The 15,427-nt window shown below is 76.9% G+C and carries 12 protein-coding genes; 6 read left to right on the plus strand and 6 right to left on the minus strand.

What is annotated here, in order from left to right:
* The first annotated feature begins 224 nt into the window (after positions 1-224).
* On the plus strand, positions 225-608 hold the full coding sequence (locus tag ACZ56L_RS12390) for a peptidase inhibitor family I36 protein (protein ID WP_345227340.1): 384 nt from the start codon (positions 225-227) through the stop codon (positions 606-608).
* Between the two features lie 131 nt (positions 609-739).
* On the opposite strand, the gene ACZ56L_RS12395 is transcribed toward ACZ56L_RS12390, so the two are convergent.
* Together ACZ56L_RS12395 and ACZ56L_RS12400 are read right to left on the minus strand one after the other, a co-directional pair.
* Entirely contained in the window at positions 740-3,706 is a 2,967-nt protein-coding gene (locus ACZ56L_RS12395) for an AfsR/SARP family transcriptional regulator (protein ID WP_471063593.1), read from the minus strand.
* 66 nt (positions 3,707-3,772) lie between these two features.
* Positions 3,773-4,396, minus strand: a complete 624-nt coding sequence (locus tag ACZ56L_RS12400) for a sigma-70 family RNA polymerase sigma factor (RefSeq protein ID WP_345227336.1) — start codon at positions 4,394-4,396, stop codon at positions 3,773-3,775.
* Between the two features lie 380 nt (positions 4,397-4,776).
* On the opposite strand from ACZ56L_RS12400, the gene ACZ56L_RS12405 reads away from it, so the two are divergent.
* From ACZ56L_RS12405 to ACZ56L_RS12425, 5 genes are all read left to right on the plus strand, one after another.
* Positions 4,777-5,373: an anti-sigma factor domain-containing protein gene (locus ACZ56L_RS12405; RefSeq protein WP_471063596.1), complete on the plus strand. Its 597-nt coding sequence runs from the start codon at positions 4,777-4,779 to the stop codon at positions 5,371-5,373.
* 51 nt (positions 5,374-5,424) lie between these two features.
* The gene (locus ACZ56L_RS12410; protein ID WP_345227332.1) at positions 5,425-6,435 is read left to right on the plus strand and encodes a MerR family transcriptional regulator; all 1,011 of its coding nucleotides are present in this window, start codon (positions 5,425-5,427) and stop codon (positions 6,433-6,435) included.
* A gap of 120 nt (positions 6,436-6,555) precedes the next feature.
* The gene (locus ACZ56L_RS12415) at positions 6,556-7,788 is read left to right on the plus strand and encodes a lycopene cyclase family protein (protein WP_345227329.1); all 1,233 of its coding nucleotides are present in this window, start codon (positions 6,556-6,558) and stop codon (positions 7,786-7,788) included.
* Between the two features lie 58 nt (positions 7,789-7,846).
* Entirely contained in the window at positions 7,847-8,602 is a 756-nt protein-coding gene (locus ACZ56L_RS12420) for a class I SAM-dependent methyltransferase (RefSeq protein WP_471063599.1), read from the plus strand.
* Entirely contained in the window at positions 8,599-10,149 is a 1,551-nt protein-coding gene (locus ACZ56L_RS12425) for an FAD-dependent oxidoreductase (protein WP_471063601.1), read from the plus strand. The genes ACZ56L_RS12420 and ACZ56L_RS12425 overlap by 4 nt, the downstream gene beginning before the upstream one ends.
* Positions 10,150-10,207: 58 nt before the next feature.
* Here the strand turns inward: ACZ56L_RS12425 and ACZ56L_RS12430 are convergent, their stop codons facing one another.
* The 4 genes from ACZ56L_RS12430 to ACZ56L_RS12445 form a co-directional block, all read right to left on the minus strand.
* Positions 10,208-11,179: a DUF5914 domain-containing protein gene (locus tag ACZ56L_RS12430; protein ID WP_345227970.1), complete on the minus strand. Its 972-nt coding sequence runs from the start codon at positions 11,177-11,179 to the stop codon at positions 10,208-10,210.
* Between the two features lie 80 nt (positions 11,180-11,259).
* Positions 11,260-12,297 carry a phytoene/squalene synthase family protein gene (locus ACZ56L_RS12435; protein WP_471063603.1) on the minus strand — a complete coding sequence of 346 codons (1,038 nt, stop codon included), beginning with the start codon at positions 12,295-12,297 and terminating at the stop codon, positions 11,260-11,262.
* Positions 12,284-13,939: a phytoene desaturase family protein gene (gene crtI / locus ACZ56L_RS12440; RefSeq protein WP_471063605.1), complete on the minus strand. Its 1,656-nt coding sequence runs from the start codon at positions 13,937-13,939 to the stop codon at positions 12,284-12,286. The genes ACZ56L_RS12435 and crtI overlap by 14 nt, the downstream gene beginning before the upstream one ends.
* Positions 13,936-15,258, minus strand: a complete 1,323-nt coding sequence (locus tag ACZ56L_RS12445) for a polyprenyl synthetase family protein (protein ID WP_471063607.1) — start codon at positions 15,256-15,258, stop codon at positions 13,936-13,938. The genes crtI and ACZ56L_RS12445 overlap by 4 nt, the downstream gene beginning before the upstream one ends.
* Positions 15,259-15,427 lie beyond the last annotated feature (169 nt).

Below are 15,427 nucleotides of genomic sequence, written 5' to 3' on the forward strand. Positions count from 1 at the left end.
AGATGGTGCGAGCGAGCGTACGGCCGTCAGACGTACGACCGGAACCCTCTGCTCCACAGGACCGCGTGGGGCCGGTGGGGGTTGAGCGCCGGACGTCGGCGGAGCGGCTGTGACCGGCGAGTGAGCGGGGTGAGAGCGACGGCTGGAAGCGTGAAGGCCGTCAGAGAAGACCGCTCCCGCGCCGGGCGAGGTACGCCCGGCGCGCACCGAAACGGAGTTCCACCATGCGTGCCAAGAAGACGAAGTTCGCCCACGTGCTGGTCACCGCCCTGTTCACGGCCGCCGGGGTGCTCGCCGCCACCCCCGCCCCCGCCCAGGAACCGCCCGCGGACTGGCACTGCGTGCCGTGGGGCTTCTGCATCTACACGGGCGACCACGGCGACGGCCGGGTGATCACGATGGAGCGCGGGGTGTTCGACCTGGGAGGCGTGGCCGGCGGGGCCCTGGACAACAACGTCCGCTCCGTCAAGAACATCTCGGGCAAGACCTGGTGCCTGTACGACCGTCCCGGTTACGGCGGGGAACTGACCCGGATCCTCGACAGTTACGTCGGTCCCATTCAGTTCCACGGAATCGGCGACCGGGTGTCCTCCGTCCGCGCCTGCTGACGGAACCGGAGCGCCGGCCGAGGGGATTCCGCGTCCCCTCGGCCGACAGCGCCGGGGCACCCCCGCCGCACTCCGTCGCGCGTCACCGCGTGTTCACCGCACCTCGCCGGGCCCGGCGGCGCCGTGCCGGCTCAGACCGGCGGACCGTCGGGCCCGGCGTGCGACAGCATCTCGTCGACGAGGGCGAGCACGAGGGCGATGCCGTCGGGAGCGGCCGCGCCCCGGCCCCACTCCTGCGCGTACACCGCCGGCCCCAGACCCTCCCGGGCCAGGGCGTCGGTACGCGTGTGCTCGCGGTGAAAGGGCCGGATGCCGGTGAGCGTGACGCCGGTGACGCGGCGCAGCCGGTCGGCGGCGCCCAGGATGCGGGCCGCGTGCCGCGGGTGCCCCAGCGCGCCGGCCGTCCAGGCGATCGTCTCCACGCCCCACACGGGGCCCCAACTGTCGTCGATGGCGCGCTGGCGGACGAGCGCGTCCCGCAGGAGGCCCAGGGCGCGCCCCGGTTCGCCGTGCAGCAGTTCGGTCAGGCCCGTGCACCACACGGCCCACGAGCACGCCCACGCGGCGCCGCTCTCCTCCGCCTCGGTCAGGTACGTACGACAGGCGAACCACGCCGTCTCCCGGGGGCTGAGGAAGGCGGCGGCCATGGCCCACATCATGGTCGCCATGTGGGCGTCGCCGGTGTGCCCGGCGGAGCGGAAGGCGTCCCGGGCGCGGGAGAACAGTTCCACGGAGCGGGGGCCGCCGTCCACGAGGAAGTCGTAGGCGCCCTCGATGTACAGCACGGGCGCGGTCCGCGCCCGCCGCCCGGCCGCCCGGCAGGCGTCGGTGAACTCCCGCGCCGCCGGCCGGTCGCCCTGGCAGAGCGCGATCCACGCCTTCATGGCGGTGGCCAGGGCGTGCAGTTCCTCGGGCACGTCCTCGCGGGGGCCGGACAGGCTCTCCAGCCAGTGCCGCCCCTCGCTCGGCGTGCAGCCGAAGAACCAGAACCGGGTGCGCGTGAGATGGACGGCGGTCTCCACGCCGACGGCGGCCCGGCCCGGGTGGGTGCGGCAGAACTCCAGGGCGACCCTGATGTTGGGCACCTCCGCGCGGAGCCGCAGCAGCCAGTCGACCTCGGCGGGCCCGCACCACTCGGCGGCGGCCCGCACCGTCATCCGGTGGTAGTGGGCGCTGTGCCGCAGCCGCAACTCCGTTGCCGCGCCCGCCTGTTCCTCCAGCCGGCACCTGCCGTACTGACGGATGGTCTCCAGCAGGCGGTAGCGGGCCGCGCCGCCCGTCTCCTCGACGACGACCACGGACTTGTGGACCAGGGCGGTCAGCAGGTCCAGCACCTCGTGGGCGGCGATGCCGTCGCCCGCGCACACGGATTCGGCCGCCTCCAGGTCGCAGCCGCCCGTGAAGACCGCGAGCCGGTGCCACAGCAGGCGCTCGCCGGGGGAGCACAGCGAATGGCTCCAGTCGATGACGCCGCGCAGGGTGTGCCGGTACCGGTGCGGGGAGCCGGTGCGCGGGGACGCCAGCAGCCGGAAGCGGTCCTCCAGCCGGGCCAGGACCTGCTCGACGGTCAGCGAGGAGAGACGGACGGCGGCCAGCTCGATGGCCAGCGGGATGCCGTCGAGCCGCCGGCAGAGCTCGGCGGCGGGCGCGCTGTCGGCGTAGCCGCGCGCCGAGGCGGGGGCGCAGCCCGCCGCGCGCTCGCTGAGCAGCCGCAGCGCCTCCGAGGGCGCGGTGCTCTGCGGGTCCGGCAGGGTGAGGCCGGGAACGACCAGGACGTGTTCGTCCGGTACGCCGAACCGCTCGCGGCTCGTGGCCAGGACCCGGAGCCCGGGAGCCGCCCGCAGCAGCCGCAGCGCGAGCGCGGCGGCCTCGTCCACCAGGTGCTCGCAGTTGTCCAGGACGAGCAGGACGCTGCGGGTGCGCAGGTGTGCGGCGACCGCGTCGGCGGCGGGGCGGGCCGACTGGTCCCGCACGCCCAGGGCGTCGGCGACCGCCCGGTCCAGCAGGGCCGGTTCGGAGAGGGTGGCGAGGTCGGCGAGCCAGACTCCGTCGGCGAAGGCAGGGGCCGCCTGCCGGGCGACGCGCAGGGCCAGCCGGGTCTTGCCCACACCGCCCACGCCGGTGAGGGTGATGAGCCGCGACCGCTCCAACAGGTCCCGTAGAGCGGCGAGTTGACTCTCGCGGCCGACGAAGGTGGTCGTCTCCGCGGGCAGGTTCCCCGGCGGCCCGAAACCGGAGCGGGCGTCACCGCCCGGCTCGCCGGCCGGTTCGGCCGCGTCGGCCCGACCCCGACGAGGGGTCTGTTCCGGGGCGGCGGTCGGCTTCTCGGCGCCGGCCGGTCTCAGGACGGCGGCCGGCTCCGGAGCGGCCGTCAGGATGCGCTGGTGCGTCTCCCGCAGGCCGGCCCCCGGGTCCGCGCCCAGCTCCTCGGCCAGCAGCGCGCCCACCCTGCGGTAGCAGGCCAGCGCCTCGCCCTGCCGTCCGCACCGGTAGAGCGCCAGCATCCGCTGGGCCCAGAAGCGTTCGCGCAGCGGGTGCCGCTCGGTGAGCGTGCACAGTTCGGGCAGGACGTCCGCGGGGCGCCCCCGGCCCAGGTCCGCGTCGATGCACAACTCCTGTGCGTGCAGCCGCTGTTCCACCAGCCCGGGGACGACGTCCTGGAACAGTTCGCCCGGCAGGTCCGACAGCGGCTCCCCGCGCCACAGCCCCAGCCCCTCGCGCAGCAGTGCCGCCGCGCCCGCGGGGTCGCCCGACTCCAGCGCCCGCGCCCCCAGCCGTACGAGTCCGGCGAAGCGGTGCGTGTCCAGGGCCGTCGGGTCGACGTCGATCGCGTACCCGCGGCCGTGGGTGCGGACGAGCTCGGGGCCCAGCGCGCGGCGCAGTCGCAGCACGTAGTTCTGCAGGGTGTTGCGGGCGCCCCGCGGCGGGTCGCAGCCCCACATCCGTGCCACGAGCGTGTCCACGGGGACGGCCCCGCCGGCGTCGAGGAGCAGGGCGGCGACCAGCACCCGCAGCCGGGTGGCGGCGAGCCCGACGGGCAGCCCGTCGCGCAGGATCTCAAGCGGTCCCAGAAGTCCGAACTCGTACTGTGCGCCCATTCGGACGAGCCTAGGACCTGACGTGACCGTACCGCTACTTTGGGTGACGTGTGCGCGTCCCGTCCCTCACACCGAGGGCGTGGGCGTCTCGATGATGCGGCGCAGCGCGTGCAGGGCGCGGCGGATGTGGCTCTTCACGGTCCCCAGCGGAAGCCCCGTCTCCTCGGCGATCTGCGTCTGGGTCATGTCGCCCCAGACGGCCAGCCCCAGCAGGCGCCGCTGGACCGGACTCAACTGCCCCAGCGTCTCCAGCAGCACCACCCGGTTCAGGGCGTCCTCGCTCTCGCTGGGCCCCGGGTGCCGCAGGGCCTCCTCCTGCTGGGCGGTGGCCAGTCCCGCGAGCTTCGACTGCCGGGCGCGGGCGGCGAGGCAGTCGGCCACCGCGTGCCGGGTGATGCCCACCAGCCACCCGCCCAGCGAGCCCCGGGCGGGGTCGTACCCGGTGCGGCCCCGCCAGGCGGCCAGGAACACCTGCTGGGCGGTGTCCTCCGCGTCCTGCCGGTCCCGCAGCGCGCGCAGGGCCAGCGAGTACACCAGGGAACCCCACTGCCGGTACGCCGCGGCCAGGGCGGCTTCGTCCCCCCGGGCGAGCCCGGCGGCGATGGCCGCCTCGGCGGCCCGGTCCTGCGCGGACGGAACGGGCCGTGCGGTGGCGGGCGCCCGATGGGGAGCCGGCGGAGCTGGGGGCATGGTGCACTCCTCGCGGAACGTAGCCGGATCACGACGCCTCCCAACCTTCGGCAAAGCGCCGCACAACCCAAGTCGCATCGGTTAAGCATCGAAATGCGCGGGGAGCGGGAGCCGTGGTTCCGGAAGGAAGTTCCCAGCTCAGTGCCGCAGAGCCGGTCGTCCCTCCGTCCGCGTCCCTCGCCGTGAACCGATGCGTCGCCCAAAACTGACACACCGTCGTGCATCCGGCGGCCCGCCACACCCGGTAGCCACGAGTACCGTCCGCCCGCCCCGAGCGGACCCGCCCGAGGAAACGGGTCCACGGCCCCCGCGGGCCACGCCGTCTCCCGTACCGACGCGCCCCCCGCCCCGCCCCCGTCCCCAGCTCGCGCGGAGGCCCCATGCCCGACCACCTGGACCCCGACGAGCTCGCCGCGCTCGCCCTCGGGCCGGCCGACCCCGGCGTCCCCGGCCCCTCCCCGGGCGACCACCTGCGGACCTGCGCCCGCTGCCGCACGGAACTCGGCCACCTGCGGGAGGTGGTCCGCACGGCGCGCGGGATCACCGTCGACGACCTGCTCGTCGAAGCCCCCGCCTCCCTCTGGGAGTCCGTCGCCGCGCGCCTCGCCGAAGCGGACGCGCCCGCCGCCGCCGGGGCCCCGGCGGAAGTCCGGCGTCCCCTGGTGGGCCTCGCCCCGGCGCGCGCGGCGGGCGGCACCGTCCACACGCGCGACGGGCCCGCGGGCGGACGGCAGGTCGTCCTCGCCACCACCGGCCTGCCCGCCACCGGCGGCTACTACGCGGTGTGGCTGATGGACCGCGCGCACCGCGAACGCGTCGCGCTCGGCGCCCTGCGCCCCGACGGCACGGCCGCCCTGGCGACGCCGGCGGGCGTCGACCTCGCCGCCCACCCCCTCGTCGACGTGTCCGAACAGGACCACGACGGCGACCCCGCGCACTCCGGCAGGAGCGTGCTGCGGGGCGACCTGGGGCGCTGAGGGCCACCTCGGTACGACACCCCGCCCGGCCCACGGCGTACGGTTCGGCCCGTGAACAGGACAGCGCCCGGGGCGGACACGGGGGACGAGGCGACCTACTCCACCGGCGAGGTCGCCCGGCGGCTCGGGGTGTCGCCGACCACCGTCCGCTCCTGGGACCGGCGGTACGGCATCGGGGCCCGGACGCGGACCAGCGGCAGCCACCGCCGGTGGAGCGCGCGGGACATGGCCCGCCTGGAGCGGATGTGCGCGCTGACCGCGACCGGGGTGCCGCCCGCCGAGGCGGCCCGCCTGGCGGCCGCCGTCCGCACCCCGCCCCCCGGGGAGGGGACGGGCCCCGCGCGCCCGGCCGCGTCCGGCCGGGCCGGCGCGGGCCTGCCGCTCGGCAGGGTGCGGGCGGAGTGCCGGGGCGTCGCCAGGGCGGCGCTGCGGCTCGACGGCACGGCGCTGGACGAACTGCTGGCCGTCGCCATACGGGACCTGGGACTGATCACCGCCTGGACCGAAGTGATCATGCCCGCGCTGCACGCGGCGGGCCGCAAGTGGGAGGGCGAGCCGGACCGGTACGTCGAGGTCGAGCACTTCCTGTCCTGGCACGTCTCCGGCGCGCTGCGCCGCGCCTGCCCGCCGCTCGCCCCCGGCCGCCCCCACGGCACCGCCACCCTGCTGGCCTGCATGCCCGACGAGAACCACACGCTGCCCCTGGAGGTCCTGGCGGCCGCCCTGACCGAACGCACCCTCCTGGTGCGCATGTTCGGCGCCGCGCTGCCGGCCGAGTGCCTGCTCGCCGCCGTGGAGCGCACCGGGCCCGTCGTCGTCGGCCTGTGGGCGCAGTCCCGCGGCACGGCCGACCGCGCCCTCGCGGACCGGGTGGCGCACACCGAATGGGGCCCGCGGGGGGCCCGCAGGAAACCCGCCGTCCTCGCGCTCGGCCCGGGCTGGGCCGGCGCCACCGGCCTGGCCCGCCCGCCGGGTCTCGCGGAGGCCGTCGCGGCGGTGGAGTCGCGCGTGGCCCTCTTCACCGCGGGCCGCCGCCCCCCGCCCGGCCGTTCCCCCCGCTGATCCGCCTCCCCGGCGTGCCCCTCCCGCTCCCGCACGGTTCCGGTGCATCCGAACGGGCCCCCCGAACGGAAGGGCGGGTGCCCAGCACTTCGCCGCGAGAGGAAGGAACGGAGGCCCGCCTTGCCCCCCTCGCACCCGCGCACCCCCGGCCCCCGGGCGGCGTACGACACGGAGATCGCCGTCATCGGCGCCGGTGCGGCCGGTCTCTCCCTCGCCCACCGGCTCTGCGCGCCCGCCCCCGGCCGCCGCACCCCCGACGTGACGCTCCTCGACGCGCCGCCGGGCCCGCTGCGGCCGCCGGAGCGCACCTGGTGCTTCTGGGAGGGACCCGGCGGCGCGTACGACGACGTGCTCACGGCGTCCTGGGACCGGCTGCGCCTGCGCGGACGCACCGGGGACGAGGTGCGCTGCCCGCTCGCGCCCTCCCGCTACAAGATGCTCCGCTCCACCGACTTCGAGCGGATGGTGTACGAGCGGATCGACGCGGCGCCGGGCGTGCGGCGGGTGGCGGCGACGGTCGACGGCGTCGACGACCTGCGCCCGGGAGCCGTCGTCCGGGGCCGCGACCCCGCGGGCGCACCGCTGCGGCTGCGCGCCCGGTGGGTGTTCGACTCCCGCCCGCCGCCGGTCCCGCCGCCCTCGCGCACGCTGCTGCTCCAGCACTTCCGGGGCTGGTTCGTCCGTACCGAGGCGGCGTGCTTCGACCCCGCCGTCGCCGACCTGATGGACTTCCGCACCCCGCAGCCGCCGCACGGCCTGTCCTTCGGGTACGTGCTGCCGCTGGGGACGCGCGAAGCACTGGTGGAGTACACGGAGTTCTCCGCGCGGCCGCTGGACGACGAGGGGTACGACCGGGCCCTGCGCCACTACACCGCGAAGGTCCTGGAGCTCGGCGCGTTCGAGGTGACGGGCGTCGAGCAGGGGGTGATCCCCATGACGGACGCCCGCTTCCCGCGCCGCACGGGCTCCTCGGCCTTCCGCATCGGCACGGCGGGCGGGGCCACCCGGCCGTCCACCGGCTACACCTTCGCCGCCGTGCAGCGCCAGAGCCGGGCCGTCGCGGACGCCTGGGCGCGGGGCCGGCTGCCGCAGCCGCCGCCGGCCTACCCGGCGCGCTCCCGGGCCATGGACGGCGTCCTGCTGCGCGCCCTGGCCACCGGGCGGGTGGACGGATCGCGGTTCTTCACCGGCCTCTTCCGCGAGGTCGGCCCGGAACGCATGCTCCGCTTCCTGGACGGCCGCACCTCGTGGCCCGAGGACTTCGCCGTCGGCCTGCGCACCCCCGTCCTGCCGATGCTGCGCACGGCCGTGGAACTGCCCTGGCTGCGCCGCCGCCCCGACCCCCGGCCGTGACCGGGCCCACGACCGCACCACCCCCTCCGCCCCCACCCACCACCCCCGGAAGGACCGCATGAGCCTGCTCCGCGACGAGGACCTGTCCACCGCGTTCGACCACGCCGCCCGCACCTACGACCGGCTGACGGCGGCCAACCCCGGCTACCACTCCCACCTGCGCCGCTCCGCCCGCCGGCTCGGGCTGCCCGACGGCGGCGCCGGGCTGCGCCTGCTCGACCTCGGCTGCGGCACCGGCGCCTCCACGGCCGCCCTGCTGCGGGTCGCGCCCCGGGCGGAGATCGTCGCCGCGGACGCCTCACGGGGCATGCTCGACCAGGCCGGGGCCAAGCCCTGGCCGTCGAACGTCACCTTCGTGCACGCCCCCGCCGAAGGGCTCCGGGAGGCGGGCGTGGACGGCCCGTTCGACGCCGTGCTCGCCGCGTACCTGCTGCGCAACGTGGCCGACCCGGACGCCGTGCTGGCCTCCGTACGCGACCTCCTCGCCCCCGGCGGACGGCTCGCGGTGCACGAGTACACCCTCAGCGGCAGGCCCCTGGACCGCCTGGTGTGGAGCGCGGTCTGCCACGGCATCGTGCTGCCCGCCGGCCGGGCCTTCGGCGACGGCGACCTCTACCGCCACCTGCTGCGCAGCGTCGTCGACTTCGACACCGCCGACGCGTGCGCGGAACGCCTCCGCCGGGCCGGCTTCACCTCCGTGCGCGCGCTGCCGATGCCCGGCTGGCAGACCGGCATCGTCCACACCGTGCTCGCCGCCGCCCCCCGGCCCGCCGCTCCCCGGTCCGCCGCCGTCCCCGCGGAGGCCGCCCGATGAGGACCCGCCCGCCCGCACCCCGCAGGGGCCGCGACCGCCGCGCGGTGACCGTCCCCGGCCCCGCCGGACGCCCCCGCGCCCAGGGCCCGGGGCCCGAGGCCGCCGTCGTCGGCGGCGGCATCGCGGGCCTCGCCGCGGCCACCGCCCTCGCCGAACGCGGCGTCCGCGTCACCCTGTACGAACGCGAGAACACCCTCGGCGGACGCCTCGCCGGCTGGCCCGTCGAACTCGCCGACGGCTCCACCGCCACCATGAGCCGCGGCTTCCACGCCTTCTTCCGCCAGTACTACAACCTCCGCGGCCTGCTCCGCCGGGTCGACCCCCACCTGGACTCCCTCACCGGCCTGCCCGACTACCCCCTCCAGCACAGCGACGGCCTGCGCGACAGCTTCGCCCGGGTGCCGCGCACCCCGCCGTTCAGCGCGCTCGGCTTCGTCGCGCTCAGCCCCGCCTTCGGCTGGGGCGACCTCGCCCGGATGGACGCCCGCGCCGCCCTGCCGCTGCTCGACGTCCGCGTCCCCGAGGTGTACGACCGGCTCGACCACGTCAGCGCCCGCGACTTCCTGGACCGCATCCGCTTCCCCGAGGCCGCCGAACACCTCGCCTTCGAGGTGTTCTCCCGCAGCTTCTTCGCCGACCCGCGCGAACTGTCCGCCGCCGAACTGGTGCTGATGTTCCACATCTACTTCCTGGGCTCCAGCGAGGGCCTGCTCTTCGACGTGCCCCGCGAACCCTTCCCCGCCGCCCTGTGGAACCCCCTCGGCGACTACCTGGCCGGGCACGGCGTGCGGCTGCGCACCGGGACCCCCGTGCTCGCCGCCGCCCCGGCGCGCGGCGGCGGCGTCACCGTCAGCACCGCCACCGGCCAGGAGGCGTACGACGGACTGGTCCTGGCCCTGGACACCGGCGGCCTGCGCAAGGTGGTGGACGGCTCCCCGTCGCTCGGCGACGCCGCCTGGCGGCAGCGGATCGGCCGGCTGCGCACCGCCCCGCCCTTCCTGGTCTCCCGGCTCTGGCTGGACCGTCCCGTCGCGGCGGACCGCCCCGGCTTCCTCGGCACCGGCGGCTTCGGTCCGCTGGACAACGTCAGCGTGCTGGACCGCTGGGAGGGCGAGGCCGCCCGCTGGGCCGCCCGCACCGGCGGCTCCGTCGTCGAACTCCACGCGTACGCCGTCGATCCGGCCGCCGACCGCAGGACCGTCCAGAACCGGGCGCTGGCCGAACTCCACCGGGTGTACCCCGAGACCCGGGACGCGAAAGTGGTCGACGCCCGGCACGAATGGCGGGCCGACTGCCCCCTGTTCGAGGTGGGCGGCCACCGTGCGCGGCCCGGCGTGCGCACCCCCGACCCGGCGGTGGTGCTCGCCGGTGACCTGGTGCGCACCTCGCTGCCGGTCGCGCTGATGGAGCGGGCCGCCACCACCGGGTTCCTCGCCGCCAACGCGCTCCTGCGGGAGTGGGGGCTGCGCGGCCAGACCCTGTGGACGGTCCCCGACCGGGGCCGGGTGCCCGTGCTGCGCGCCCTGGCCCGCCTCGCCGGCACCTGAGACCGGCACGGGCACGGCCCGGCGCCGCCGACGGGCGTACGGCACCGGGCCGACGGGCTCAGCCCGGGAAGCGCCCGGTGCTGCGCAGCGCCCAGCGGCGCTCCGCGTAGGCGATGTCGTCGCGCCACAGCCGCCCCGCCGCCGCCCGCATCAGCGGACGCAGGACGGGCGCGGCGGCCCGCGCCACCGCGAAGCCCCGGCGGTCGGAGGCCGCGACGACCGCCTCCACGACGGCGGTGCGCGGCCGGCCGGAGGCGTCCGGGCCCAGCGGGGTGGCGTGCGTCTCCACGACGGACCCCTCGCCCTCGCCCCGGGTGATGTGCATGACGACGGTGCGCGGCTCGGGCGCGGTGAAGACCGCCCGCACCGGCACCACCGCGCGCCCCGCCACCTTGAAGGAGACGTCCACCACGAAGGAGTCGTCGCCCTCCTCGGCTTCCGGCGCGCCGACGACCGTCAGATCGACGAAGGAGTACGGGTGGAACCAGGCCCCGTGCCACGGATCGAGCCGGTTGGCGATCACGTCCTCGGGCTCGCACCGCCCCACCACCGTGCACACCGCGGGCACGGCGGCCGCCGGATCGGGCCGGGCGGGAACCACCGGCCGCTCCAGCGGCTCCTCACCGCCCACTCGGTCCAGCCGCACCCACAGCAGCACCCCGTCGTCGTGCACCGGGAAGGGCTCCCACCCGGCGAACGGGGCCCCGTCCAGGGCCAGTCCGTGCCAGTGGCAGACCAGCGTGCCGCACCGCACCCTGCTGTCCTTCAGCGGCGCCCCCAGGTGCGGGCAGGCCCCCGCTCCGGCGCGCACGCCGCCGTCCGCACCGCGCCAGAGCACGATCTCGGCGCCGTCCACCACGCGCCCCAGCGGGCGGCCCGCCGGGACGTCGCCGGACGCCCCCACCACGTACCAGTTGCCCGAAGGGCGGGCCTGCGCCCGCTTCAGGGCGGCGGAGATCACCGCGGGGGAGGCGTCGCGCCAGGTGGGCCGCTGCCGCTCCCAGGGCACGGGGCTGCGGCGCAGCCGCAGGGGGAGGCGCTTGCCCCGGGGCGGCGAGCCGCTCCCCGGCCGGTTCGCGCGATGCGGGCCGTTCACGTCGTCCGGGTCGTTCACACCGTCTCCTTCCGTACCTGTCCCTCGCGCGCCGAGGGCTCACCGCCCGCTTCCACGAGGCCGGGCGGCCCGGCGGCGGCACCGTACCGCTGCCGGGGCCCGGCGGCCCGGGCCCTCGCCGCGGCGACGCGCACCAGCCCGTCCACGGCCACCACCGCCCGCCGCCGCCGCGGCACCACGGCCCGCCGGTGCAGCACCCGGTACCCGTCGTCGGCGACGGCGTCCAGGATCGCCCCGTACAGCACGAAGGCGGTGCGGATGCACGGCCGGGCCACCGGATCGAGCTGCGCGATCCCCGGCGCCGCCTCCCGGTACACGGCCCGGGTCAGCTCGGCGGCGTTCTGCAGCGCGGCGGTGATCCGCCGGTCGGGAAGACCCGTCAGACGGCTCCACGCCAGCAGGTCGCGGTCGACGCCGTGGGCGGCGAGCAGGTCCTCCGGCAGGTACACCCGCCCCCGGTCCAGGTCCTCGCCCACGTCGCGCAGGAAGTTGGTCAGCTGGAAGGCCACGCCGAGGGCGGCGGCCCGCGGAGCCGCTTCCGCACGCGGTACGACGGTGCCCAGGACCGGCAGCATCTGGAGCCCGATCACCGCCGCCGAACCGTGCATGTACCTCCGCAGGTGGTCGTACGTCGGATAACCGGTGACGACCAGGTCGCTGCGCATGGACGCCATGAAGTCGGTGAAGTGGCCGTGCTCGATGTCGTACCGGGCGGCGGTGTCCACCAGCGCCCGCACGACCGGCTCCTCGCTCGGCCGTCCGGCCAGCCCGTCCCGCAGCCGTGCCGCCAGGCCGTCGAGGGCGGCCGCCCGGTCGGCCGGGGAGGCCGCGGAGTGCAGGTCGTCGACGATGTCGTCGGCCCAGCGGGCGAAGCCGTACAGCGCGTGGACGGCGGGGCGGCGTGCGACGGGCAGCAGCCTGGTCGCCAGGAAGTAGGTGCGGCCGTGCCGGGCGTTGAGCCGGCGGCACTGGCGGTACGCGGCGCGCAGCCCGGGATCGGAGATTCCGGCGGCGTCGAGTTCACGGTCGGTCATGCACGGGGGCCTTCCGGGCGTCGGGCGGGGAGCCGGCCGGGCCGGCGGGGTCGGTGGAACCGGCGGGGGAGGCGCGCCGAGCGGGGGCCTGCCGGGAGACCTGTCCGGCGCCGACGACGCGGGCGGCCGCGAGCTTCCCCGAGATGAGGACGGTCGGCACGCCGACCCCCGGGGTGGTGCCGCAGCCGGCCAGGACCGCGTTCTCGGTGCCCCGCACCAGGTTGCGCGGTCGGAAGGGGCCGGTCTGCGGAAAGGTGTGGGCGGCGGAGAAGGGCGTGCCGGCGCCGTGCCCCTGCGCGGACCAGTCGGCCGGAGTCACCAGGCACTCCTCCTCGATCGCCGCCCCGAAGTCCGCCAGCCCCCGGGCGTCGAGGGTGCGCAGCAGGCTGTCGCGGTAACGGGGCCCGAGGTCCGCCCACTCCCGCACGCCGGGCCCGACGACCGTGTTGGGGCAGGGCGCCAGCACGTAGTGCAGATGCCGCCCCGGGGGCGCGAGCGACGGGTCGGTCGCGGTGGGCCGGGTGATCAGCAGGGAGGGGTCCGACATCAGGTCCCCGGTGCGGGTCAGCTCCCGGAAGGTCTCCTTCCAGGCGCCGCCGAAGGAGATCGTGTGATGGCCGAGCTCTGGCCAGGTCCGGTCGGTGCCCGCGTGCAGGATCACCGCCGACGGCGAGTGCCGCAGCGGCGGCACCCGGCGCGGACGCCTGCCGAGCAGCCGGTAGGCGACGGGGAGGTCCGGAGTGAGGACCACCGCGTCGCAGGGGACGCGCCCCTGGTCGGTGACGACGGCGGTGATCCGCTCACCGGTGCCCGAGCGCTCCAGCCGGGTCACCTCGTGCCCGTACCGGAAGTCGGCCCCCGCCTCGGCGGCCGACGCCGCCAGGGCGCGCGGCAGGGCGTGCATGCCGCCGCGCGGGAAGTAGACCCCGGCGACCGTGTCCATGTACGCGATCACCGCGTACGCGGCGAGGGCCCGGGCGGGCGGCACCCCCGCGTACAGCGCCTGGAAGGTGAACACGCGGCGCAGCCGCTCGTCGGAGAGGAAGCGGCCGATCCGGGCGTCCATCCTGCCGAACCCGCCGAGGGCGGCCAGCCGCGCCAGGTCGGGGTGCAGGAGCTGGAGCGGGGAGTCGAAGTTGGCGTCGATGAACCGCCGCATCTGCACCCGGTACAACTGCTCCAGCCAGACCCGCAGCCGCCGGTAGCCGAGCGCCTCGCGGGCCCCGGCGAACCGGGCGATCTCCTCCTCCATCGCCGCGCCCCCGGTGTGCACGTCCAGCGCGCTGCCGTCGGCGAAGCGGGCCCGGTAGGCGGGGTGCAGCGGCACCAGGTCCAGCCGCCCCGCCATCGAGTGGCCGACGGCGGCGAAGGCCTCCTCCACCAGGTCCGGCATGGTCAGCACGGTCGGCCCGGTGTCGATGCGGTAACCGCCCCGGTCCAGCAGCCCGGCCCGGCCGCCGGGCTCGTCGTCCCGTTCGATCACGGTGACCCGCCGGCCCGCGCCGAGCAGGTGCAGCGCGGCGGACAGCCCCGCCAGCCCGGCGCCGACCACCACGACGTGATCGGTGCGCCCCTTCAGGGCCTTCCCGGCCCCCGTCCCCGCCCTTGCCGCCGACGTCGGCGTCGGCCTGAGCCTGCTCATCGAGCCCACCGGACCCCCTCCTCGTCATGTTCGGCCGGTCGTGGACCACCACCGGCCGGCCTCGCGGCCCCCGCCGCCGGAACGGGCGGTGCCGCGACCGCCCCCGTCAACTCCCGCAGCCGCGCCTGCGCGTCGGGCAGCAGGGGCGCCGACGCCAGGTGCCGGTGGGCCACCGCCACGAGACGCGAGATCTTCGCCTCCGTCACGTCCCGCGCGCCGGTCTCCACCAGCACCTCCCGCACCCGCTCCACGCCCTCGTCACCGAGCGAGGGATTCCCGAGGCAGCGGTCCAGGAGAGCGGCCGCCGCCCGGTCGCCGGACGCCTCGGCGCGGGCCCTGGCGACCGCCGTCAGATACGTCAGCTTGCCGTCGCGCAGGTCGTCCCCGGCCGGCTTGCCCGTCTCGCGGGGATCGCCGAACGCCCCCAGCAGGTCGTCGCGCAACTGGAAGGCGATGCCCGCGCACCGGCCCGCGGAGCACAGCGCCCCGGTGGTGCGCTGGTCCGCCCCGGCGAGGGCCGCTCCCAGCGCCAACGGCCGCTCCACGGAGTACAGGGCGCTCTTGAGCGTCGCGGTACGGATCGCGGCGCCCACCGCCCGGGACCCCGAGGCCTGGCCGTGCAGGTCCAGGTACTGCCCGGCCACCATCTCGGTCCGCATCGCCCGCCACAGGGCGCGCACCCGCGCACGCACCTCCCCGCTCACCGAGCTCGCGTCCCAGGCCTCGGCGACCACGTCGTCGGCCCAGCTCAGCGCCAGGTCCCCGGCGAGCACGGCCGCGGCCCTGCCGAACGGCTCGCCCGGGCCGGCCGCCCCGGCACCGTCGTGGCGCGCGCCCAGCACCACGTGCAGGGCGGGCCTGCCCCGGCGGACGGGGGAGCCGTCCATCAGGTCGTCGTGCACCAGGGCACAGGTCTGGATGAGTTCGAGCCCGGCGGCCAGCCGCAGCGCGGTGTCGGCGGCGCCCGGACGCAGCCCCCCGGTGCAGGAGCGCAGCCCCCACCACAGGAACTGCGCCCGCAGCCGCTTTCCACCGCCGAGCGTGAAGTCGGCGACCCGCTCGGCCACGTCCGCCGCGAAGGTGGCGTCGAGCGCGGCGCACTCCCGCACCCGCTCGCCCAACACCCCCCGCAGAACCTCCCGCACGGCCCCCGGCACGTCCGCGTCCACGAGGTGCACGGCGGCGGCACGCCCCGGGGCGGCGGACTCCGGCCCGTGCGGCACCCGGCCCCGCGCCGGGGCGGCCCGCGGTTCGTGTGCCGCCCCGGGACGGAGCCGCCCGTTGCCCCAAGCGCTCTCGCTCGTCCGCGTACGGTGCATCGCACTGCCTTCCCTGGACGCCGGCCGGAATATGTCCTGCCTCTTCCGCCCGTCGGCCTCCTCCGGATGCAGCGGAATCCGAATATCCACTTCGGGCCGCCGTGGCCGGGCCGCCGGGGCACGGGTTCCGCGGGGCGCCTCATGGGCGGGCCCGGCGGGGGCAGACGGA

This window comes from Streptomyces sp. NPDC039736, from assembly GCF_055596485.1.

Excerpts from the sequence above, each read along its gene's own strand:
- ACZ56L_RS12390 (WP_345227340.1), top strand. The coding sequence starts at position 225 with ATGCGTGCCAAGAAGACGAAGTTCGCCCACGTGCTGGTCACCGCCCTG.
- ACZ56L_RS12395 (WP_471063593.1), bottom strand. The coding sequence starts at position 3,706 with ATGGGCGCACAGTACGAGTTCGGACTTCTGGGACCGCTTGAGATCCTG.
- ACZ56L_RS12400 (WP_345227336.1), bottom strand. The coding sequence starts at position 4,396 with ATGCCCCCAGCTCCGCCGGCTCCCCATCGGGCGCCCGCCACCGCACGG.
- ACZ56L_RS12405 (WP_471063596.1), top strand. The coding sequence starts at position 4,777 with ATGCCCGACCACCTGGACCCCGACGAGCTCGCCGCGCTCGCCCTCGGG.
- ACZ56L_RS12420 (WP_471063599.1), top strand. The coding sequence starts at position 7,847 with ATGAGCCTGCTCCGCGACGAGGACCTGTCCACCGCGTTCGACCACGCC.
- ACZ56L_RS12425 (WP_471063601.1), top strand. The coding sequence starts at position 8,599 with ATGAGGACCCGCCCGCCCGCACCCCGCAGGGGCCGCGACCGCCGCGCG.
- ACZ56L_RS12435 (WP_471063603.1), bottom strand. The coding sequence starts at position 12,297 with ATGACCGACCGTGAACTCGACGCCGCCGGAATCTCCGATCCCGGGCTG.
- crtI (WP_471063605.1), bottom strand. The coding sequence starts at position 13,939 with ATGAGCAGGCTCAGGCCGACGCCGACGTCGGCGGCAAGGGCGGGGACG.
- ACZ56L_RS12445 (WP_471063607.1), bottom strand. The coding sequence starts at position 15,258 with ATGCACCGTACGCGGACGAGCGAGAGCGCTTGGGGCAACGGGCGGCTC.